This window comes from Fibrella arboris, from assembly GCF_041321095.1.
Lineage (GTDB): Bacteria > Bacteroidota > Bacteroidia > Cytophagales > Spirosomataceae > Fibrella > Fibrella arboris.
On sequence record NZ_JBGGWE010000020.1, the window covers coordinates 24598 to 46304 of the forward strand.

Here is a 21707-nt window from a genome sequence, read left to right on the forward strand (position 1 = left end):
AAGGGGATTAGTTGTCCTGATTGATTCCCTGTTGGGAAAGCGTTTCCCGCAGCAAGGGCTCTAAACGCTCCTGCTGCGCCTGGCGCTGAATGTGTTGTACCAGTTGATCATAGCTGCCTGCATCAGGAATACGGTGAATCTGGTTGGTGAGCAACTGCACGAGTTTGGCGTATCGCCGCCGTTGATACCATACCCAGCCAATGATGGCGCTCAGAATACCGCCTAGACCCAGCAGAAACTGGGTCGCGTATTTTTGCACAACTGGCAAGTCGTCGTGTACTATCGACCGGATGCGGGCCGTGAGCGTATCGAGGGTAGGCTCCAGGGCGGTGCTGATGGTCTGCTGCAGCTTGCGTTGCGTGGCTTCGTTGAGTGTGCTGTCCCGGAACGCCGCCAGTTTAGCCCGACCGCTGCTGGAGGTGAGGCTGTCGAGCGCAGCGCCAAGCATATTGGCCAGCAGCGGCCGCGTTTTTTTGTCGACTTTATCCCCCGCCTTGTCAATAGCATCAAGAAAAAAGCGTTTTAATTCTTCATCCTGCACTTCCCGTTTCAACTCGTTCACCCGCGTCAGCACCGTTAGCCCGATACTGTCGATCTGACCATTCGTCAGGTGACCCAGACTATCGATCTGCCGTTTTACTTTGCGCGTCAGCGGATCGAGCGGATCGAGTGTGTCAGCCGATGCTTTGAGGCTCTTGATTAAATTGACGACCAGGTGGCTGACTTCACTGTTGCCACCGGCAACCAGGTTTTTGCCAAGGCTATACGTAGTAGAATCGAGGCGTCGCTTGTTCAGAGAGCTTGGTCCTACCTGATTATTGACCCATTTTTCCGTTGAGCAACTGGCTACCAGCACCCCAAACAGGAGTGCAAGCACTAGATGAGCTGATTTCATAAGCATGATGGCGGGATTAAGGGGGAGGCACGTGTGTTTACGTCGTTACGGTTGCCCGTTGCGCCAAAGCTTCTGTGGGCCGTCTGCGTTGAAGAGGTCGGCTAAATCAATGCCCGCCTGTTTAGGGAACGTCTGAACAATTGTTTCGGCAACGTACCTGCCAAGAATACGGTAGCTCTCGAACTGGCTTTCCGAAAAGAACTGATCGGCCGTTGACTCGTGCGGAAACGCAGCCTGCGTTGCCGCATAATTGAAGACATCACGGGGCTCGGCGCCGTAAATACCTGGCTTTATGTAAAGAAGAACGCCATCTACATTGGCGGCCTCCCTGTCGGGCACCGAATCGACCGCCGAGTACCGAATACGGCCGAGCGCCCAGTACTGTCCATCGCCGACTGGTAATTTGTGCGAACGGGAATGCACGTTGAACGGAGGATCAAACTCTATCGGGATGCCTAAATCGATCCGGATTTTTCGAATAGCGTTTCCTAGATCTTCCAGGGTGCAGTGTTCATCACAACTCGCGTCGCTAACCACGATAAACCGGTTTCGGCGCAACACCATTTCGTAAAGGCCCAGGTTCTCGAAATGCCCGCCGTCTGACAGATACACGTACTCATTCATGTCATCTGTTTTGCCAAGCAACTCGTCCCAGATTGGTTTCACGGCCAGCGCCGGCTTTGATTGGTAAAATGTCCTGTCGCCAGTTGGACCAGGGTTACCCAGCCAGCACCCCAGGCGCACATTGAACATGGTCATCAGAAAGGCAATCAGCGGCGAGGAGTGATACCCCATATTGGGGCTGGCCGCTGCTCCGGAGATGGTCATGGCCGTTCCCAGCGTAATGCCTCTGTCGCCTCCATAGCAGTAGGGGCCATCATCCTGCCCGGGCGCGTCGGTATCCGAAAGCAGCCCGTTCGGCTTTTGTTTGTGGGGATAGGTACGTCGATAGCCCAGGCCCATAGCTCCGGCATGCAGCAATGAGACCGAGAATGCCTCTGCCTTTCGTTCCTGCCAGGCCAAATTCTGGCCGCTAACCAGGTTAAGGGCTAAGTTGATAAGGTGGAATGGCGGCTTCTGTTCGGGTTTGGCCGTGAGGCCGTCGGCTGCTGACCCGGTTTCTCGGTGAAGATCGCCCATGGGCAGGTTATCGCCTTCATCGAATCCCGTGAATGGGTCGGGTTGACGGACAGACTGCGGGCGTGATGCGCCCAGGTAGGCTCTTATCAGCCGCGCTCTGTACATAGCGTGGAGCGAGAACCGGTTGGTATCGATGGCAGAGGCCAGCGCGTATCCGATAACAAACAGGATGACCAGCACTACCAGCGGCGCTATCGCTTCCAATGTCCGCGTCAGCGTGGTGGCGCCGAACCAGGCCGTTAGCTGATCTGCCAGCAGGCTGACCAGCAGCCGGTCGAACAGGGAGAGCAAGACCAGCAGGATCAAGAGGGTGAGGGTGGCCGCTATAGGCAGGCTATAGGCCGACAACCGGCCCACAAGGCTGGTATCAGCGCCTTTGCCGTGGCGTGATCCCGCCCCCTGTCCTGGCCCTGCTGTTTTGGTGCTACTGCCAAGCAAGGCTGTTAAAACGCCGGAGCTTAAGCCCAGCCCCGCTATTTGTAGCTTCAAATTGGCGATCAGTGCCGGCCCTAATAAGACGATACTGGTCATGAACAGCCAGCCGAGCCCAACAACGAGTAGCCAGGCGTTGTAGCGAGCCGTCCATTCCCTCCTCGAATCGGCCACAAACCGACTGATCATACCCTCGAAAACGTAGCCAGTAAGAATGATAGCCAGTAAAAAGCACGGAAAACCAAGGCAGGTATATACGTTGATGGATGAATGATGCAGGAGCTTGGCCGTCAGAAGCAACAGAAAACCCGCAAACCCACCTATGAAGGTGATGACCAGGAACATCAGCAGTTGCAACAGGGTTTTTTTGGGGCTGGGCCGGGCTAACAGCCAGCCGGCAATATGGGTAAACGCGGTGCCGGCCATAATGTATAGCCCCCCTTTAGACCAGATTGTCAGGCCGGCAACCTGATCATGAAACAGCGATTGATGAATCTCGGTGGCCCAGTGCGGAACGTTCGGGTTCAGCGTACCAAACCATTTCCAGACCAGAATCAGCAACAAGACGGCAGCGGAGAAAGGCAAAAGACAGTAATTAATAAAGGCAGCCTGATCTTTGGCCGACTGAAGTGGCCTGTCGGTAATAGTTTTCTGCACGTCCGAAAAGTGCTCGGGGGCTGGTATGTACGCATGCACAAATCGAATCGCCGAGATGGTTAGGCCGCTTATCAGGACCAGCAGAAAGCCGATCAGCCAGAAACTAAGCGGCTGCGAGAAGTCGACGGTATACGAAGCCAGGCTGATAGCGACAAGCGGCGTGGCCGCCAGAGCCGCCAGAAAAGGTAAGATGACCAGCCAGATCAGCAGAAGATTCCTGAAATAGGTGGCAACGAGCGTCCAGGTATCGGTGGAGAGCAGCCCAAGTTGTGGGCTTAAATAGTTACTGAACTGTCGCAGGTGGTGAATCGGGTCAGCCTCCGTATTAATTGGAATGTTGCTGTTTGTTTTGAGCTTATCAGTCACCTGGTCAATGCCGGCCTGATGAATCCAGGCACTGAGCCAGCCCCCTGTGTACCCACCGCCCGACACGGTAGACAGGTACGAAAAACGGCCCAGCAAGTTGTGCTGAGCCAGCCCCTGAATGAGGCCCAGTGCAAACGTGGCGCTCCTGATACCGCCGCCAGAGAGGCACAAGGCCGTTTGATGACTGGTGAGCATTTTACGGAAAATACGCTTTAAAACAGTGTTGTCTTTAGGCTGTATGTAGTCGGGGAAGGCATCTTCCAACAGCAGCTGGTTCAGCTCACTGATTTCGGCTACTGGTTGGTTTGCCGGCTTAACGGCTTTCCGCTCCAGATAACGTTTCAGCAAACCACGTGTATAGGGGCGCGTTGCCACATCCATCAACCAGGGTTCTTTGACCAGCAGGTCGGGATCCGTCGCTTTGCCTTTAAGCACCTGTTTCACCAATTCCTCTGTGGCCAATGGCCTGTCTGGCACCTCATGTAGCCAGACCGCAAAGCGAGAATAGGGTGTTTCGCACCGGATAGGCTGCTCGTTGGTCGGCCTGCTGCGCCAGTTGTCCTGTACAGGGTTCTTTTCTGTGCTGTTAGTCGATCGGATGTACGATTGTTCGTCAGCTAGTTTGGCCAGTAGCTTGTCGAAGTTGATTAACTCAAACGAAACGCCCGTTTCTTTTTCGGTAAGGCCATGAATGTAATTGTACTCTTCGTCCAGTATGTCACTCAGGCGAAGCGATGGTTCCGGAACTTGATTGGGTACGGTGGTAGAGGTCGACATTGGCGCGTGGTTTACTGGAATCGCCAGCTAATTGGGAGCTGAAAGCGTAGGTCATTTGCCCAAAAGCGCGCAGCTGAATAAGCTGTAGCGGCAGACAGGGTGGGTCATCAGGATATTCGCAAGCGGAATCGATACGTAGTAGAGGCTGCTAAACGTAGGGCTACGGCAGACCACGGCTAGGGGTGATCACCGCCTCAGTTACCAGGCTGTACAGATAGCCCTGGGCTGCCGAATCAGTGTTAACGGGCTGCTACTTACTAAGTTAATTGTCTAAAACCAGCAGGCTTCTATCCAAGAGGCACTGGAACACAGGTTGATTTATTATGCGGTTACTTATTGGTTTACAATGTATTATGTTAGTATTTGATACGCGGATAAGCAGATACTTAGGGTGCTTGTCTGGCACGCTATGGTTTCATGATAGATACAGGTATGATGTCAATGGTACTAATTTACGGTCGTGAATACAGGCAGTAGCAGGTTACTGATGGCAGGCAACGTACCTGACATACCCCTACCAGCCAACCAGTATACCGATGCTGGTATTTTTCTAATGAATAGGCTGTTAACGCGTGCTCACGCTATGAAATTGGTACGATTTTGGAGAGTTAAGCTATATAGTAAATAGATTTAAGTATGTTAATTTGCCATACGTAATCTTGTACGCACAGCTTTTCCGCGAATGTTAAGACATATACCTGCTCAGTGTTATGTTGTCCAGACCATTAAAGACAACTATAATCTTCCGGTCTCCATTGACACCAATTGCCCTCACTGCCGCAGGCGGGTCAACCTGTCGCTTCCGTGGGATAATCCCAAAACATACGTCGTAGAGCATTGCAGCGCACACTGCCCTGCCTGTCAAAAAAAAGTTACGCTTCTTCTGCTGACAGACACAACCACGAATCAGGGGGTCAGGTCGGGTAACCTGTTCATTACGCCCAATGACGACGTGCGGCAACCATTGCCGGGTGTAGCCGAAACGAATAAGATTGAGGATGGCCTGAAGCGGGCCTATTTTTCCACCATCAACGTGCTGAATGCACAGGAGTGGACGGCCACCACTATTTTGTCGCGGCGCGTGCTGGAGGGCATCACTAAATCCAGCATTGCCGAAGAGCACAAAAACAAGAACCTGCCGACCCAGATTCGGGCCTTGTTGACCCAAATTGATCTGTCGAAACCCATTTCCACGCTGGCCGATGCCATCCGGAAAGGCGGTACCATTGGCGCGCATTTCGACCTGGAGAAAGAACCCAATCAGGAGATTGCCTCCCTGATGGTGGACCTGCTCGACGATCTGATCGAGTACATCTTCATTCTCCCCGGCCGGATTCAGCAACTGCACGACAAAATGGAGAAGCTATCGGAGCCTAAACCGGCAGTGCCGCCACACGCTGGTGTCAGTCTGAACGGCGCCGCCAAACCCGTCAAGGCGGGATAACGTCGTTACGTCAGGAAGCACCAGATAGCCGCGGGTACGTTACCCGAATAAATGGGAGTAGTCTGCACACGATTTATAGCTGGCTGATTTCACCGTTTTCAACATAGGGTGGGCCTTAGCTGGGTACGTTGACGGGGCTTTGCTATGTAGCGCGTGAACCACTAAGAAAACAGCCAGTAGGTGCCACCTTCCCTTACTCCCAGCATTCTCCGCTGGTGGTGGTCACTTTAAGCAAAACGATGTTAGGATCGTCTTTGCCTTCGGGAAACCAGGCCAGCAGTGAATCGGTCCACAACTGGTTGACTTTATCCTGATCAGTAATGATTTCTGCCTGTCCCGATGTCGCTACCGACACGTGGGTTTCGGGATTGGAGAAACCAAGGGCTACGGCGGGCTGCTGGCGGATGTGTCTCACCTTGTTGGAGTCGTTATGGGTAAAGAACCACATGGTGCCATCGGCATCCAACTGGTGGGTAGCCATGGGCCGGGTACGTAGCTGGCCGCCTTTATCCTGGGTGGTGAGCATCGCTACGCGTATCTGGTCAATGTTGCGCTTGATGGCATCAAATTCCTCAGGGCTAAGATTAGAGGGAGCAGACATAAAGTGTGAGCTATCAGTGAATACAGATAAGCTTGGGGAAGGGCAAAAGGTTTTGCCGCAAACAGGATGTTGGTAAGCTATCGTGCTTGTCAACCCGGCTAAAAACAGAATCGGCCAACGTACCTGACTTGGCTGGGTACGTTGGCCGATTCTGTTTTATCAAGTATAAAGCCCTACCGGCTCAGGTACAGGTTGCGCTCGGCGGGGATCTCTGAAAGAAACCACATGGCTGTGCCATTAACAGCTTCCTTCGCCGGTCAATTTTACTTCGCCACGTTGTAGCCGTCCATCAACTGATTGAAAGCGGTAATGACGGCCATCTTATTGGGGTTATTCGCTTTAATAATAAAAGCACAGTGATACAGCACACCGTCCTTTTCATCGAGCACAGCCTGATCGGCGCGGAAATAATTATTGGCGTTGAAATGGTCGTACCACCGGTTGAATTTGTACCAGCGCGCCTTCTCACGCCGGTCCGACGTATCACAGATATAGATGGTGATCGTTAGGGCACTACGGTCGTAAAAATCCCTGATAATGGCTGCTACGGTTGGGGCCGTCTGCGCATCGAACGGTGGATTTATGCCAGTTGGCGAATCGACCACTTTCAGCACCAGCTCGTAAATATGTTCGCCAAAAGCAAAGTCGTCGCCCAATGCATAGGGACTGGGCTTGAAAGCGACCTCATATTCTATCTGATTGAGTGTTTTAAACTCGTAGATATTGTTTGATCCACCAATAAATGTGTAGTCGTAAGGCGCAGGATCCACTAGTGTTGCGTTGCGTCTCCGGCTTGTTGGCGGGCTTTCTTACGAGCCTTGGCGTCCTCCACCATTTCCTGCTCGAAGCGACGCTTCTCTTCCATGTGCCGCTTCAAAAAAGCGACAAGTCGCTCATGCCTTTCTTCGGCCGTTAATTCCTGTTGAACCGTTTCCATATGTTTTGCCGGTTTACTGTTATTGGATCAAATATAGCTGTTTGCCTTAAAACAAGTTAGCCGCTCGAATCGGTTCGTGACCAATTGCAAGCGGCTAACAGTAAAGGGATTAAGGCCTACAAGCGCTACCGACTCAGGTACAGGTTGCGCTCGGCGTAGACCTTCTGGAAGAAATCGTCGGTGAGGTCGTCGATGAAATAGATGCCTTCGCCGGTCGATTTCATTTCGGGGCCTAACTCCTTGTTGACGTTCGGGAATTTGCTGAACGAGAACACCGGAATCTTGATGGCGTAGCCCTTCTTCACCGGGTTGAACGTAAAGTCGGTCACCTTGGCGCCCAGCATCACTTTCGTGGCGTAGTTCACATACGGCTCCTGATAGGCTTTGCAGATGAACGGCACCGTGCGGCTGGCGCGGGGGTTGGCCTCGATCACGTATACCTTCTCGTCTTTGATGGCAAACTGAATGTTGATCAGCCCTTTCGTTTGCAGCGCCACGGCGATCTTCTTCGTGTACTCCTCGATCTGCCGAATCACGTTCTCGCTCAGGTCGAAGGTGGGTAGCAGCGCATACGAGTCGCCCGAGTGGATACCGGCCGGCTCAATATGCTCCATCACGCCGATGATGTACACGTTCTCGCCGTCGCAGATGGCGTCTGACTCGGCTTCGATGGCGTTCTCGAGGAAGTGATCGAGCAGGATGTTGTTGTCGGGGATGTCGCTCAGGATCTTCATCACGTGCTGCTCCAGCTCCGTTTCGTTGATCACGATCTTCATGCTCTGACCACCCAGCACGTAGCTGGGACGAACCAGCAGCGGGAAGCCCAACTCGTGCGACAAGTCAATCGCCGCCTCTGACTCGCGTACCGTGCCGAACTTCGGATACGGAATGTCCAGGTCGTGCAGCAGGCTCGAGAAACGGCCCCGGTCTTCGGCCAGGTCAAGCGCATCCCAGCTGGTACCGATGATCTTGATGCCGTAGCGGGTCAGCTTCTCGGCCATTTTCAGCGCCGTCTGACCGCCCAACTGCACAATCACACCCTCGGGCTGTTCGTGCATGATGATGGCGTGGACGTGCTCCCAGAACACCGGCTCGAAATATAGCTTGTCGGCAATATCGGGGTCGGTCGAAACGGTTTCGGGGTTGCAGTTGATCATGATCGTCTCGTAACCCGCCTCTTTCGCGGCCAGCACGCCGTGTACGCACGAATAATCGAACTCGATACCCTGACCGATCCGGTTGGGTCCTGAACCCAGAATCACCACTTTTTTCCGGTCCGACCGGATCGATTCGTTGCCGGGCAGATCCGAAACAGGTTCGGGCCGGTCGAGGGTGATGGGCAACTGGTTGTTGAAAGTCGAGTAGTAGTAAGGCGTTTTGGCCTCGAACTCCGCCGCGCACGTATCTACGCATTTGTAGACCCGACGAATGTTATGGTCCTGACGGTACTGGTAAATCTTACTCTCACGTACCTGGAGAATATGCGCCAGCTGGCGGTCGGCGTAGCCTTTCTGCTTGGCCGTGCGTAGCAGTTCGGGTGGCAGCTCGTCGAGGTCATACTTCTCAATCTCGCGTTCCAGCTCGATCAGTTCTTCGATCTGTTGCAGGAACCAGGGGTCAATTTTGGTCAGCTTCCGGATGGTGCTGAACGACATACCCGCCTTGAAGGCATCGTAGATGTGGAACATCCGGTTCCAGCTTGGGTATTGCAGGCTGTGTTTCAGTGCGTTGATGTCAGACAGTTCACGCCCGTCGGCACCCAGGCCATTACGGCGAATTTCGAGCGACTGACAGGCTTTTTGCAGGGCTTCCTGAAAATTCCGGCCAATGCCCATAGCTTCACCCACTGATTTCATCTGCAAGCCCAGCGACCGGTCGGCTCCCGGAAACTTGTCGAAATTCCAGCGGGGTACTTTCACGATCACGTAGTCGATGGCGGGCTCGAAGAAGGCCGATGTGGTGCCCGTGATCGGGTTGATCAGCTCGTCGAGGGTATAGCCAACGGCCATCTTCGCCGAAATCTTGGCGATGGGGTAACCCGTTGCTTTCGACGCCAGCGCCGACGACCGGCTCACGCGTGGGTTCACTTCGATCACGATGATATCGTCGGTTTCGGGGTTGACCGAGAACTGGATGTTACAGCCACCCGCAAACTGGCCGATGCCATTCATTACCCGGATCGACAGGTCGCGCATTTTCTGGTAGAGCGTGTCGGGCAGGGTCATGGCCGGGGCTACGGTAATGGAGTCGCCGGTGTGGATACCCATCGGATCGAAGTTCTCGATCGAGCAGATGATGATGAAGTTACCGTTCCCGTCGCGGAGCAGTTCGAGCTCGTATTCTTTCCAGCCCATCACGCTTTGCTCCACCAGCACTTCGTGTACGGGTGAGGCGTGGAGACCCGCCGTCAGGGCTTTGTCGAAGTCTTCAGGTACGTTCACGAACCCGCCGCCGGTGCCACCCAGCGTGAACGAAGGACGAATAACGAGTGGGAAGCCTATCTCCTGCGCAATTTCTTTGCCTTCCAGAAACGAGCGGGCGGTGCGGCCTTTGCAGACACCCGCGCCCAGTTCGAGCATCAACAGCCGGAATTTCTCGCGGTCTTCGGTCGTTTCGATGGCCTTGATGTCCACGCCAATGATCTGCACATCGTACTTGGCCCAGATGCCTGCCTTGTCACAATCGATAGCGAGGTTCAGGGCTGTCTGGCCACCCATCGTGGGGAGCACCGCATCGATTGGCCGACCCATGGCCTGGTGTTTTTCCAGAATCTCGACAATCGACTTTTTCTCCAGCGGCTTCAGGTACACGAAGTCGGCGTTGATCGGGTCGGTCATGATCGTGGCCGGATTAGAGTTGATCAGCGCCACTGCGATACCTTCTTCGCGAATGGAGCGGGCTGCCTGTGAGCCGGCATAATCGAATTCGCAGGCCTGACCAATAACGATAGGGCCGGAGCCAATGATAAGAACCGAATGGATGGAGGAGTTTTTGGGCATGATAAAGCCTAAAAGACAGATGGGACGACAGACAACAACGAACCGATTCGTGCTTGCTTACCCGGGAGGGGTATGGGCAAAAATCCCGCAAAAGTACGGGGTAATAGCAGGCAAACCAATGATTACTTCATTTAATCTCAGTTCCGTAGATCGTGTCTGATTCCAGCCCACAAAAAAACGGTGTTCTGGTCGCATGCGCCAGAACACCGTTTCGGGGCCATGTATGAGCTACTTTCGGCTCCCGTTCCGGCTGCTGCTATGGCCAGAATGGCCATGACCGCCCCGCTCGTCGGCCAGTTCGCTTTTTGATTTGCTGTGGGCCGGGTCATGATCATCTTCAGGCCCCTGCTTGCTTTTGTTCGAAGGCTGCATCGTCTGCTCACCGTTGGGGCGCATGAAACTTGTGTCATGCGCCTCCTGATTGCGGGTACGTTCACTGTGCGGTTGTTTGTCGTTCGAACCGGGCTGGTCCGTTGTTTTGTGGTTAGCCATGGTTATTATCAGTCTAGTTATTTGGTAGATAAAACGATAGCAAAAACCAATTGTTCAGGCTTAAAAGCGAACGTACCCGGTAGAGCAGGAGGCGCATGACTGGCTATATACTCAAAAAGCTCAGAGCGACCGCTTAACTTTGAGCGCCCGAAGATCAGGATGTCGCAATCGCTGCATAGTGGAGCGAGCAAACACGAATAGCTGAAAGAGGGTTTATATGATTGTTACCAGTATCACGTCTGGTTTGGGCAACCAGTTGTTTCAATATGCCTTCGGTCGCGTCCTGTCGCTTTACCACAACGTTCCACTCAAGACAGACCTATACTGGTTTCAACACGAACAGAACACCTCGCATCGGAAATACGGGCTGACTCATTTTGATGTACAGGCACCTAAGGCAACCTGGCAGGAGCTGGATACGTATATTTTTGCCGACACCAAGTGGCATCGCTTTACCAGGCCTTATTACAAGCGTATTCGTATTGAGGAACGGGGAAACAAGTATGATCCCAACGTGTGGAAATTTCCGAAACACACCTACGTACTGGGCTTCTGGCAAGCGTGGCGTTATTTTGCCGATTACCATGAACCCATTCGGAAGGAATTTCAGATCATTACGCCACCGTCTGATCGGGCAGCCCGGTACCTGGACCAGATCAACCGGGGGGCGTCTGTGGCTGTTCACATCCGGCGGGGAGATTACCTCACCAATCCGACCTTCAATACCCTGTCGCCCGAGTATTACCAGCAGGCAATCGACTACCTACAGGCGCGTTACGAGGCACTGAACTGGTTTGTTTTCTCGGATGATATGCCCTGGGTTCAGAAAAACCTTAGTATGCCCACGACGACCACGCTGGTAGAAGGCCTGTCAGACATTGACGATTTCAGGCTGATGAACGCCGCTCAGCATTCAATCATCGCCAACAGCACCTTCAGTTGGTGGGCCGCCTGGTTGAAAGAAAAAGGAAACCGCGTAACCATTGCGCCACAAACACCGTTCACACACGACTGGTTATGGCGTGGCGACGATCTGTTCCCGCCTCATTTTGTTCGCCTGTAAACCAACGGCTACAAGGGAACATTCAGGCCAAAGCGATACATATAGGCATATGACAGGAAGTGATGCGTGGCCCGGCCAACCCGGTCGGCGCCAATCTCGGCCCCTGTATAGTTAGCAAACGCAACCTGCCCGTCGCCCTGGACAAAGAAGCGTTTGTAGATAGTGAGCTTCAGGCCGGCGTTGGTGCCCGCCACCCAGCCCTGCGGGTGAAAATGGCCTTTGCTGTCAGAGCTTCCCAATATGGTTGAGATCGTGACGGAGATTAACGGGCCCGCGCCCACTTTACCGACGGCCTCAACCGAGAGATGCTTGCCTGTCCAGACGGGCCACTTCTTCACGGCGCTGATCATTAAGTAATTATTACCATTGGTGTGTTGCAGGTGCAGAAAGGAAGGCGTCAGCAGGGTATCTTTATCAATGGCTTGCCCGCGTATCGTGCCCTGGATATGCACCGTCTGGTAATCGTCGACCGTATATTTCAGGTGATCCCACGAGAGTTCAAGGCCCCAGCCTTTCCGGTTTTTAAAGTAATAACCACCACTCATCTGGTACTGCGGGATGGTCAGGTACGTGATGCGCCAGAAATCATGCATATCCGGCGACTCATGGGCATGAGCATTCACGATCGTGAAGTCGTAATTGTCGGTGGTGTTGTTTCGAAAGCGAATGGTACTGCGCGAGTACGTTTCGTGATTGTAGCCCCATGAAAAGTAGAACATCCCTTTGGCGGATGTCGATCGCGATACCTGGGCAATACTGACCTGCACACCCAGCAGGGTGCATAACGTAACGAATAAAACTGATTTCATATAACGGTTGACCGACTCGGTGGGCTGAGTACTTCGTAACAGTAGCCTAGTAATAGCCAACCGATACTAGTCAGTTCCTGTACCGGTTAATTAAGTATAGAATCCTGTCGTAGCGAGAAATAACCATATTCGTTGGCTTTATTTGGCTGCTAAATGGCTAGTTTGGTAACTTGATGAGCCCATACAAGATGTTGGCCCCAAAGGGAAATTGTAGGCCTAAATAAAGTCTATTGGCGTAATTTGCCTGTATGTCACGAACCCCTGATACCGGTCCTTTACGCGGCTTACGAATTCTTGATCTGACACGGCTGCTGCCTGGCCCCCTTGGCACTATGCTGATGGCCGACATGGGCGCCGAGGTGATTAAGATAGAGCACCCTGGGAGCCCCGACTATGTACGTATGTTCCCGCCCCACATCAACGGAGAGTCGGTCAATTACCTGGCGTTTAATCGCTCAAAAAAGAGTGTACTGCTGGAATACACGACCGAGGCAGGCCGCGAACGATTGCTGGAGCTGATCGAAACCGCCGATGTGCTGGTTGAACAGTTCCGTCCCGGCCAACTCGACCGGCTTGGGTTAGGCTACGCAGTGGCTCGGGCTCGTAATCCCAGAATCATCTACGTGTCGGTGACCGGTTACGGCCAAACGGGGCCGTATGCCCACCTGGCCGGTCATGATCTCAATTACCTGAGCGTATCGGGTGTGCTGAGCCTGACGGGGGCGCCCGGCCAGCCACCCGTGATCCCCGGCGTACAGCTGGCCGACATTGCCGGAGGCTCCTACGGATGCGTTATGGCTACATTGGCAGCCGTATATGCCCGGCAGCAAACTGGCGAGGGCCAACACGTCGATGTCTCGATGACCGACTGCGTGATGCCGTTGCTGTCGGTGGCGTACGCCCTATTTGCCGGTACGGGCAACGTACCTGAGCCTGGCCGAATGCCCCTGTCGGGCGGCCAGCCCAATTACGGCGTGTACCGGTGTCGTGATGAGGCAGAGGAAGTGACGGGCAAACCGGTGGTCAGGTACGTAGCGCTGGGTACACTGGAACCGAAGTTCTGGCAGAAATTCTGCGCCGTCGTGAACCGGCCCGGCTGGCTGGGCTTCCTGCTGCCGCAGTCTCCCGAACAGGCCGATCAGTGGCGTACCCAACTGCAGGCGTTGATGCAGCAACGTACCCAGGCCGATTGGGTGCAACTGGGTACCGAGCATGATCTGCTGATTACACCGGTGCTAACGCTGGACCAACTCGCTGATGACCCACACATGCAGGTCCGGCAGATGATTGTGCCGCATTCGGAAGCAGGTGGGGTGCCTGGGATAGGCGTACCGATCAAGTTTTCGGCAACGCCAGCTACACCGGCCTGGGCAGCACCGGGGCTGGGTGCCGATACCGACGCGGTGTTGACTGGGCGCGTCAGCTAATTTTCCCGTTTTTTGGTCTGTAACCAGTGTGACTTATGGTCTTTATGCTGTCTTAAAAGGTAATAGTCTATTGATTTACAAGGCTTAAACAGGGTCTATCTGGCATGATTTGTGATGTTCAGGCCCGCCTAAAATAGATTGGTTTCTACAGGTATATTTAGGTAAGAAAAGAAAGGCAAAAAGGCTCCTGGCCTTGTAAAAAACGGATACACGGATTGTGAAGAAGCTTGGCATGAAATTTCGTCACATAAGCAAACGTGAGTATAAATCATGAGTTGCTTAGTGAAAAGGTATACATTAAACGTTATTGGATGTACGATAATTGGCTGGTTGTTCCTGACACTATCAGCGTGGGCTGCCATACCGCCAACAGACACGGCACCTACCGCGCTGACGTGCCAGCCGCCGGGGCCTCCCATCGTGAAGGGGGAGCATAGCCGAATATGCCGGGGACAAACCGTTCAGCTAACAGCGTCGGGTTGTCTGGGTACCGTTATCTGGTCAACCGGTGAGCAAGGAGCTGGCATTCGGGTAACGCCCTACCAGACCACGCGCTATACGGCCGTGTGTCGGCTGCCGGAGGGCTGCCTTAGTTGCTTTGCCGAGGCCTACACCGTCACCGTCGGTACGCCCGAAGCACCTCGATTAACGACTGATACCCCTGTTGTTTGTGCTGGTGATGCTGTTCAACTGGTCGCCGCCAACTGCGCAGGTACCATTCGCTGGTCGGATTCAACGCTGACGGGCGCTACGCCCACCGTTCGGGTCAGGCAAACAACGACCTATCAGGCCACTTGCCTTCAGGAAGGTTGTGCCAGTTCGCCATCCGGCCCACTGGTAGTACAGGTTGCCACGCCCAATGTACCTGCAGTAGTGCGGTTATCGGGCGATGGCGCCTTATGCCTGGGCCAGTCGGTTCAACTGAGCGCTGGTTATTGCGCTGGCCAGGTACGTTGGTCAGACGGAGGCGTTGGGGCCGAGCGTACGCTTACCCCCAGCCAGACCCTGCGGCTGCGGGCTGTATGTCAGGTAGGTACGTGCCAAAGCGATAGTTCGGCGGTAGTAACCCTGCTGGTACAGCCTGCCCGCCAAACGATCCTGGCCGGGTATACGGTGCAGAATAGCTGCCCATTTTTAACGGCTGATCTTGCCGGAGCCATTGGTGCGTCGTTTCAGCCATCGTTGGCCTACAGCTTCCGAACCGGTCCAGCGGCCGATTCGCCCGAGGTGACGTCGCCCGGTGCCGTGCTGGCAGGTGTTTACTACGTGTCGGCGCGTAACCGGGAAGGATGTCTGAGCACACCAGTAGCGGTTTCGGCCCTGATTACAGCCTGTGCCAACGGAATAGCTCCCTGTTTGAGCAACCCACCCGCCCTCAGCCTGTTGCTCGACTCGCTGGATCAGAAGCGGGGTGTCGTTTGCCTGAAAGCACGGCTTCGGGGCCTTGTCAGTGCTGACGGAATCAAGCTCGATTCGGCCTGGACCTGCTCGGGGACGGGTTTGTTCACTGGCCAGCAAACGCTGCAGCCCCGTTATGTGGCTTCTGAGTCAGATCGGCAGGCGGGCACTGTAACGTTTGCCATCACCACGCCCGACCCGGATGGCGCTGGCCCCTGTGTGCCCGCTGCCGCCAGATTAGCGGTTACCTTATCGCAGACCAGTACGCAGCCTAGTGCCGATAGTACAAATCTGATCGGTAAGCTACCCGATATACCTGATGCTGTAAGTATATTTATACCCGAGGGTTTTTCGCCTAACGGTGATGGGATAAATGACTACTTCGTCATTCAGGGGGTAGCTGGTTCGGCTACCGTTGATCTCGAAATTTTTAACCGGTGGGGCCATCGGGTATACGCTGATACAAACTACAGGAATGATTGGGGAGGACAGGCAAATCAGGGAACATACGCCACCACGAATCAGGGTCTGCCCGACGGAACCTACTTCTACGTGGTGCGCATCAGTGATGGCCGCGAATACGTCCGATTTTTAACCATAGCCAGATAGACAGCCTCATATCCGACTAAACCTTTAGACAAACTCGTTATGTCAAATGGTGGTCCAGTAAAGGCCTCTTTGAGGCGAGAATAACCCTGAATTAGTACTTATGAGACGGCTTTATTACGTATTTTTTTGCTTGCTCTTGCTCGGCAGTAGCCGGGTTGTTGCCCATTCGGCGCAACAGCCCGACTCCCTGCTGATTCAGGCTGATCGAATGCTGAGTTATAAGGCGTACGGGCGTGCTATTGATCTATATACGCAGTTGCTGAACGACCCTAAAATACCTTCTGCGCAACGCAGCACTGTGCAGGCATCGTTGGCGCAGGCCTACCGGGCAGTAGGGGATAATGTCAAAGCTGAGCGAATGTTTCGGGAGTGGCAGGCGGCCATGGCACCCGGTATGGAGCCGCCTGCTGCCGTACTGGCATTTGCCCAGACGCTGGCGAGTAACGGCAAATTTGCAGAGGCACAGGAGCAGTACGAAAAATACCAGGCGCTATACGAACAGCAGCGTACCCGCCGGTTGGCCGCTACGGCATCGTCGGGCAGCGGACGGCCCGCCGGCGCCAGGGGCGAACCCGTGCGGTATCAGATTGAAGACCTTAGTTTGAATACGGCCAATGAAGAGTTCAGCCCCATGTTTTACCGCGATGGGTTGGTTTATGTGTCGGGTAGCAAAGGTGGGTCAACGATCGAAACAAGCGGAAGTGGAGGCGGAGCCGGTTACCTCGACCTGATCTACGTACCTAACCGGACGCTGCTGACGGCCAAACGGCGTATTAACGCTGATGGGGAGGTGGCAGACCCTAAAAAGGAGCCGGTGGCGGCGCGTGTTTCGGCCGGTCCACGGCCCGTTGGCAGCGATCAATACACCGCCCCGACCGCCAACGACTCGCGAACATCGGCTACGTTTCAGGGAGGAATCAATGTGGCGCAGGGGCTTGGTTACGACAAGCGGCCGGTGAACCCGGGCAAACAGTTTGCCCAGTCGCTCAATACCAAATACCACGAAGGCCCGGCTACCTTCTCGGCCGATGGCTCTCAGATTATTTTCACCCGGAACAACTACAACAACGGCAAAGCGAAAACCAGCGAAGAGAACGTCAACAAGCTGAAGCTGTATACCGCCCGACAGGTGAACGGAACCTGGTCAGACATTACGGAGCTGCCGTTCAATAGCGACGATTATTCAGTAGGGCATCCGGCGCTGTGCAAAGGCCGCGATGGAACCCCCGACCAACTGCTCTATTTTGCCTCTGACATGCCTGGGGGCCTCGGCGGCACGGATCTGTATGTATCGCGCTGGCTGAACAACCGCTGGAGCGAACCCGTGAATCTGGGCCCAACGGTGAATACAAAAAGCAACGAGCTGTTCCCGTTCGCCGACGAGAACGGAAACCTTTACTTCTCTACCGACGGGCGGCGGGGTATGGGTGGACTGGATATTTTCTATGCGACAATGGATGGGCCCCTGGCTCGGGCTGTGGAAACGATCGATGCACCCGTCAACTCATCGGGCGACGATTTTGGCCTCATTACGGATGGAACCCGCCACACGGGCTATTTCAGCAGCAATCGAAATGGCTCCGACGATCTGTTCCGGTTCACCCGCGAGAGTTCGCTGTTCGGCTGCCGTGACCTGACCGTGCGGGTATTCGACGTAACTACCGATATGCCGATAGACAGCGCCGTGGTTACGGCCCGTGGCAAGCGCGTTGGGCAAACAGATCAGGTATTGGTGGCCGATAAATATGGCATCGTGAAGTTATGTGTTGAAGCAGAAAGCGACTACATCTTCACGGCATCGCGCGATGGCTACATCAACAGCACCATCGGATTGTCGACCCGCGACCTGACCGACGATCAACCCTCGCGGCTTGAAATGTCGATGATGAAGCCCACGGTCATTGTGGATACCATCTTTACGGAAGCCGTGAAGCCCTCGCGCCCCCTGACCAACTCCAGGGTGCGGGGGACTGTACTGGGCGAACGCGACGGGTCGCCGATCGAGGGAGTCGTGATGCAGCTGCGCAACGACTGCAATGGCCGTATAGAGACTGCCGTTACCGATGCGAACGGGATGTATGAGTTCGACATCATAGAGGGATGCGATTACACGCTGACGGCCAGTAAGCCGACCTATGGCACCAGCACCAGCAAGGTGAAGAAAGTAGCGAAGAAGTCGAAGCCCAAAGAATTGGTGGCTATGGTCAGGATGCTGCATGTGGGCGACGTTGTGACAACCGATAAGATCTATTATGATCTGGGTAACTCCAACATTCGCCCGGACGCCGCCCGTGAATTGAACAAAATGCTGGCGACCATGCGCCGCTACCCTTCGCTGGTGATCGAGATTCGGTCGCACACCGATAGCCGGGGCGACGCTGCCGTGAACAAGGAACTATCGACGCGCCGGGCCAAAGCCGTAGCGGATTATCTGGCGTCGAAAGGCATCAGCCGCAACCGGATGCTGGCCATAGGCTATGGCGAATCCATGCTGGTCAATAACTGCACCGACGGTGTGATCTGCACCGAAAACGAGCACCAGCGCAACCGCCGCACCGAATTTAAGGTCCTGGCCATCAAATAACCGTCAACTGAGCCTGTTCGCTGCCAAATTCAGGTACGTTCGTAGCACGACACACCTAGTTGGTGGATATGCTTACCTAATCGGACCTTACTGAGTATCAACATGTTGTTGAGGGGCCTACATACGATGGCAGGTTTTTTACATACCTGTTGATAAGTCAATTCCCGTTCGACAGCGCGTTTTTCTGGCTTATCACGTCTGGTTGGACATAGAAATCATCCGTGGATAGAACGGCAAAATGGTTGAGTACTACTACGGAGATCTTTTCGTTACGTAGTTACATCTTTAATCGCCTTGATCTTATGCTCTTACGTTCACTTCTCATCTTAGGGCTTGGAGTCGTCGCCTGTAAAACCGCCAAAGTCACTCCGACCGAAAAGCCCAAAATTTCTATTGGTACTAACTTCACACTCAATGGAGTAGCTACTGACAAACAGTATGGGTTCTTCCCAGACAAGCCCATCAAAATAGGCTGCACAGAAGCCAATGAAGGTGTTCGTAACGAACAACGGTTTTTAGCCGCTTTGGCTGGTCCTAACGGAGAGATTGTGAAGTGGCGTCGCAAGCAGAACTGTTGTGCATTTAAAACCGATAATCCTCTTGCCTTGGCGGGTAGTGGTATGCTGGACGTTTATGAAGTGAAAGTAGCCGATAGTAATGAGATCAGGCTGATATACATCAATATGTATGATTGCGGTCCATTGCTGGCTCCCGTAGGTTTTACTGTTAAGGAGTTACCGCGGCTGTATTAACAGAGCTGTCCCTCGTTTTAGTGGGACAAAAGACGGTAATTAAGTGGGAGCGCATATTCGCCTTGTCTGACAGCTTCGGTTTCTCGGCTTGTTCGGGTTTGAGTGTAGTTGGTTAACTCTGCTGTGGCAGGTAGCCAAGGTTTTGCTGCTTGGCGCACTACCACTCGTGCAGATCTTTTATTGAGCCAAAACCGATGAGATCGACCGGGATGTCATCGCGGAGTTCAGTGGCACGGATAAGGCTGTTTTTGCCAAACCGTTCGTTGATGGCATGCATCGTTTGCCTGAATTTATCTTTGCGTGTATTGTCTTCAAATAGGGTGTACTGCACACTGTCGGCCGGAATGAGATCGGTGACCCCTACGCCAATCTGCCTTACATCACCGTTAAGCAGCGGGCGCCCCTGATGCGCGTCCTGGTAACGTTTCATGCGATTGCCCAATACCTGAAATAACTCAATCCCATCCTGCACAGGAATGCTGAAGGTCAGCTCATCTTCGTATCGTTTGCCAGTGTAGTAACGTACCCAGCCCTGTAGCCGCCGGCAGAAGACCTTCTGATGTACCATCCGCCGTTCCAGCGTCAGGCAAAGCGTGCGAAGGATCGTTTCCAGCCGATCGACCGATTGCCGTTGTTCCGCCGACACCGACCGGATCGCCTGCATTTGTTTGTAGGCATGGGTGGCCAGATCAACTTCGCCCCCAAAATTGAGGCGGAGGTGCCAATGCCAGCCAATAATGCTTTTGCAGACAAGCTTCAGGCGGTCGGGCGAGGCATAGCGTAGTTCGAGCGGCGAGTTGATACCACCCGCAGACAGGCGGGCGGCCATGTTAATGCCAATGCCGGGCAAATCGGTGAGGGTGAGCTTACTCAGCACCTCGTCAATGTTGGCGGGTGAGATCGTGACCAGCCCGTCGGGCTTCTGAAGGTTCGATGCCAGTTTTGCCAGAAAGGCATTGGGCGCAATACCGATCGAACAGCGGAGGTGATCGCCCACTTCGGCGCGGATCGCCTGCTTGATGCGCTGCGCCACGTCGGGCATGCTTTTATAGGCCAACTGGTAGCGAGTCAGGTCGATTACGGCCTCATCGATGCTTTTGGGCAGCACATCGTCGGAGAAGCGTTTGAAAACATTGATGAGCTTAACGTGATACGACCGATACCGGTCAGGGCTTGTGGCAACCGGAATTAAGTTGGGACAGACCAGCATGGCTTCGTTGAGTCGCATGCCTGTTTTTATGCCCAGTATCTTTGCCTCAACAGAAGGCGCAATAATGCACCCGTGAGCGCCGGTATGCACGCAAACAGCTACAGGTCGCCCGCGCAACCAGTAATTATCCTGCTGTTCGCAACTGGCGAAAAAGCTGTTCATATCGACAAAAAGCACCGTTGGCTCAAGATGGGTACGCAGGCGGTTGTCATTCATGAAATATCAGCTAAAACTCATAGGGTATGCTTTCCTTTTGATAGTAATTTGTTGTAAACTTGCATAGTACAGGCGCAATATATTTTACTTATAACACACTATCCAAATTTTATAACATAAAAATGGAAGACTGTGCCATAAACATCGAGGCAGTGGAAACGATTCAGGATCGGCTCAAGCAGGTATTTGATGCGCTGGGAATGACCATCTATCAGATTTCCAAGGATTTGGGCGAGAACCCTTCGAAATTTTACAATATCCTGAGTGGTCGGGCAAAACCCTCATATGATACGATCATGAGTTTGCTGGCCTGCTATCCGCAAATCCGGGCTGACTTCCTCCTGCGGGGCATCCAGCCTGTGTTGGCCGATGGGGCAGAAGCGGGCAATAGCAAGTTCATTGTTGCCGACGAAAACCTGGTAGAAGTACCCTTCGTGCCCATTAAGTTCTACGCCAGTTTCGTAGAAACATACACCGAGGGTTTCCGGAAAATGGACATGGATACCTACCGGGTACGTAGCTCATCCATTCGGTCGAACAGGCCGGCGGTGGTTATTGAAATATCGGGGAACAGTATGACCCCCCAACTTGGCAACGGCGCAAAGGTGCTGGCCGAGCAAGTGGATCAAAGCAACTGGGAATACCAGTCGGGCGGCATTTATGCGGTGATGTACCGCGACTTTTTTGTGGTGAAGCGTATCCGCGACAACGAGTTGATGACCAAACGGTACCTCACGCTTCATTCCGACAATCCGCTGGGTGGAAGCGTTACCGTGGGCCATAAGGACCTGCGCGGCATCTGGAAAATCATCAGCATCGTTGATTCGCCAGTGGAATAGATCAGTTTCAGGTTTAGGGTTTCAGGTTTCAAGTGCTCCGCTAATCAGCATCTAGTTGAT

General features: G+C 53.8%; 16 protein-coding genes. 7 read left to right on the forward strand and 9 right to left on the reverse strand.

Translation table 11 applies throughout. The features are described 5' to 3' along the window. Nucleotides 1-7: 7 nt before the first annotated feature. A complete protein-coding gene (locus ACAW75_RS24415) occupies nucleotides 8-895 on the reverse strand; it encodes a DUF445 domain-containing protein (RefSeq protein ID WP_370731405.1) in 888 nt (295 codons plus the stop codon). Nucleotides 896-940: 45 nt separating this feature from the next. Next, nucleotides 941-4267, reverse strand: a complete 3327-nt coding sequence (locus tag ACAW75_RS24420; RefSeq protein ID WP_370731406.1) for a patatin-like phospholipase domain-containing protein — start codon at nucleotides 4265-4267, stop codon at nucleotides 941-943. A gap of 682 nt (nucleotides 4268-4949) precedes the next feature. On the opposite strand from ACAW75_RS24420, the gene ACAW75_RS24425 reads away from it, so the two are divergent. After that, entirely contained in the window at nucleotides 4950-5711 is a 762-nt protein-coding gene (locus ACAW75_RS24425; RefSeq protein ID WP_370731407.1) for a DUF4145 domain-containing protein, read from the forward strand. A gap of 193 nt (nucleotides 5712-5904) precedes the next feature. On the opposite strand, the gene ACAW75_RS24430 is transcribed toward ACAW75_RS24425, so the two are convergent. From ACAW75_RS24430 to ACAW75_RS24450, 5 genes are all read right to left on the reverse strand, one after another. Beyond that, on the reverse strand, nucleotides 5905-6312 hold the full coding sequence (locus tag ACAW75_RS24430) for a pyridoxamine 5'-phosphate oxidase family protein (RefSeq protein WP_370731408.1): 408 nt from the start codon (nucleotides 6310-6312) through the stop codon (nucleotides 5905-5907). A 263-nt stretch (nucleotides 6313-6575) separates the two neighbouring features. Beyond that, on the reverse strand, nucleotides 6576-7082 hold the full coding sequence (locus ACAW75_RS24435; RefSeq protein WP_370731409.1) for a DUF6169 family protein: 507 nt from the start codon (nucleotides 7080-7082) through the stop codon (nucleotides 6576-6578). Next, complete coding sequence (locus ACAW75_RS24440; RefSeq protein WP_370731410.1) at nucleotides 7082-7249, reverse strand: hypothetical protein; 168 nt, start codon at nucleotides 7247-7249, stop codon at nucleotides 7082-7084. The genes ACAW75_RS24435 and ACAW75_RS24440 overlap by 1 nt, the downstream gene beginning before the upstream one ends. 125 nt (nucleotides 7250-7374) lie before the next feature. Further along, a complete protein-coding gene (gene carB / locus ACAW75_RS24445) occupies nucleotides 7375-10248 on the reverse strand; it encodes a carbamoyl-phosphate synthase large subunit (RefSeq protein WP_370731411.1) in 2874 nt (957 codons plus the stop codon). Between the two features lie 228 nt (nucleotides 10249-10476). Next, nucleotides 10477-10740, reverse strand: coding sequence for a hypothetical protein (locus tag ACAW75_RS24450; protein WP_370731412.1), 264 nt, complete (start codon nucleotides 10738-10740; stop codon nucleotides 10477-10479). A gap of 217 nt (nucleotides 10741-10957) precedes the next feature. Here ACAW75_RS24450 and ACAW75_RS24455 point away from each other — a divergent pair, with 217 nt between their 5' ends. After that, on the forward strand, nucleotides 10958-11803 hold the full coding sequence (locus ACAW75_RS24455; protein WP_370731413.1) for an alpha-1,2-fucosyltransferase: 846 nt from the start codon (nucleotides 10958-10960) through the stop codon (nucleotides 11801-11803). An 8-nt stretch (nucleotides 11804-11811) separates the two neighbouring features. On the opposite strand, the gene ACAW75_RS24460 is transcribed toward ACAW75_RS24455, so the two are convergent. Continuing rightward, complete coding sequence (locus ACAW75_RS24460) at nucleotides 11812-12612, reverse strand: hypothetical protein (RefSeq protein ID WP_370731414.1); 801 nt, start codon at nucleotides 12610-12612, stop codon at nucleotides 11812-11814. 248 nt (nucleotides 12613-12860) lie between these two features. On the opposite strand from ACAW75_RS24460, the gene ACAW75_RS24465 reads away from it, so the two are divergent. The 4 genes from ACAW75_RS24465 (at nucleotide 12861) to ACAW75_RS24480 (ending at nucleotide 19382) form a co-directional block, all read left to right on the forward strand. Then, the gene (locus ACAW75_RS24465; protein ID WP_370731415.1) at nucleotides 12861-14039 is read left to right on the forward strand and encodes a CaiB/BaiF CoA transferase family protein; all 1179 of its coding nucleotides are present in this window, start codon (nucleotides 12861-12863) and stop codon (nucleotides 14037-14039) included. A 420-nt stretch (nucleotides 14040-14459) separates the two neighbouring features. Then, nucleotides 14460-16046 carry a T9SS type B sorting domain-containing protein gene (locus ACAW75_RS24470; RefSeq protein WP_370731416.1) on the forward strand — a complete coding sequence of 529 codons (1587 nt, stop codon included), beginning with the start codon at nucleotides 14460-14462 and terminating at the stop codon, nucleotides 16044-16046. A 100-nt stretch (nucleotides 16047-16146) separates the two neighbouring features. Next, a complete protein-coding gene (locus ACAW75_RS24475; protein WP_370731417.1) occupies nucleotides 16147-18630 on the forward strand; it encodes an OmpA family protein in 2484 nt (827 codons plus the stop codon). A gap of 302 nt (nucleotides 18631-18932) precedes the next feature. Beyond that, nucleotides 18933-19382 carry a hypothetical protein gene (locus ACAW75_RS24480; RefSeq protein ID WP_370731418.1) on the forward strand — a complete coding sequence of 150 codons (450 nt, stop codon included), beginning with the start codon at nucleotides 18933-18935 and terminating at the stop codon, nucleotides 19380-19382. Between the two features lie 157 nt (nucleotides 19383-19539). Here the strand turns inward: ACAW75_RS24480 and ACAW75_RS24485 are convergent, their stop codons facing one another. Then, nucleotides 19540-20808, reverse strand: a complete 1269-nt coding sequence (locus ACAW75_RS24485) for a DNA polymerase Y family protein (RefSeq protein ID WP_370731419.1) — start codon at nucleotides 20806-20808, stop codon at nucleotides 19540-19542. 122 nt (nucleotides 20809-20930) lie between these two features. Between ACAW75_RS24485 and ACAW75_RS24490 the strand changes: the two genes are divergently transcribed. Next, entirely contained in the window at nucleotides 20931-21647 is a 717-nt protein-coding gene (locus ACAW75_RS24490) for a LexA family transcriptional regulator (RefSeq protein ID WP_370731420.1), read from the forward strand. The last annotated feature ends 60 nt before the right edge of the window (nucleotides 21648-21707 follow it).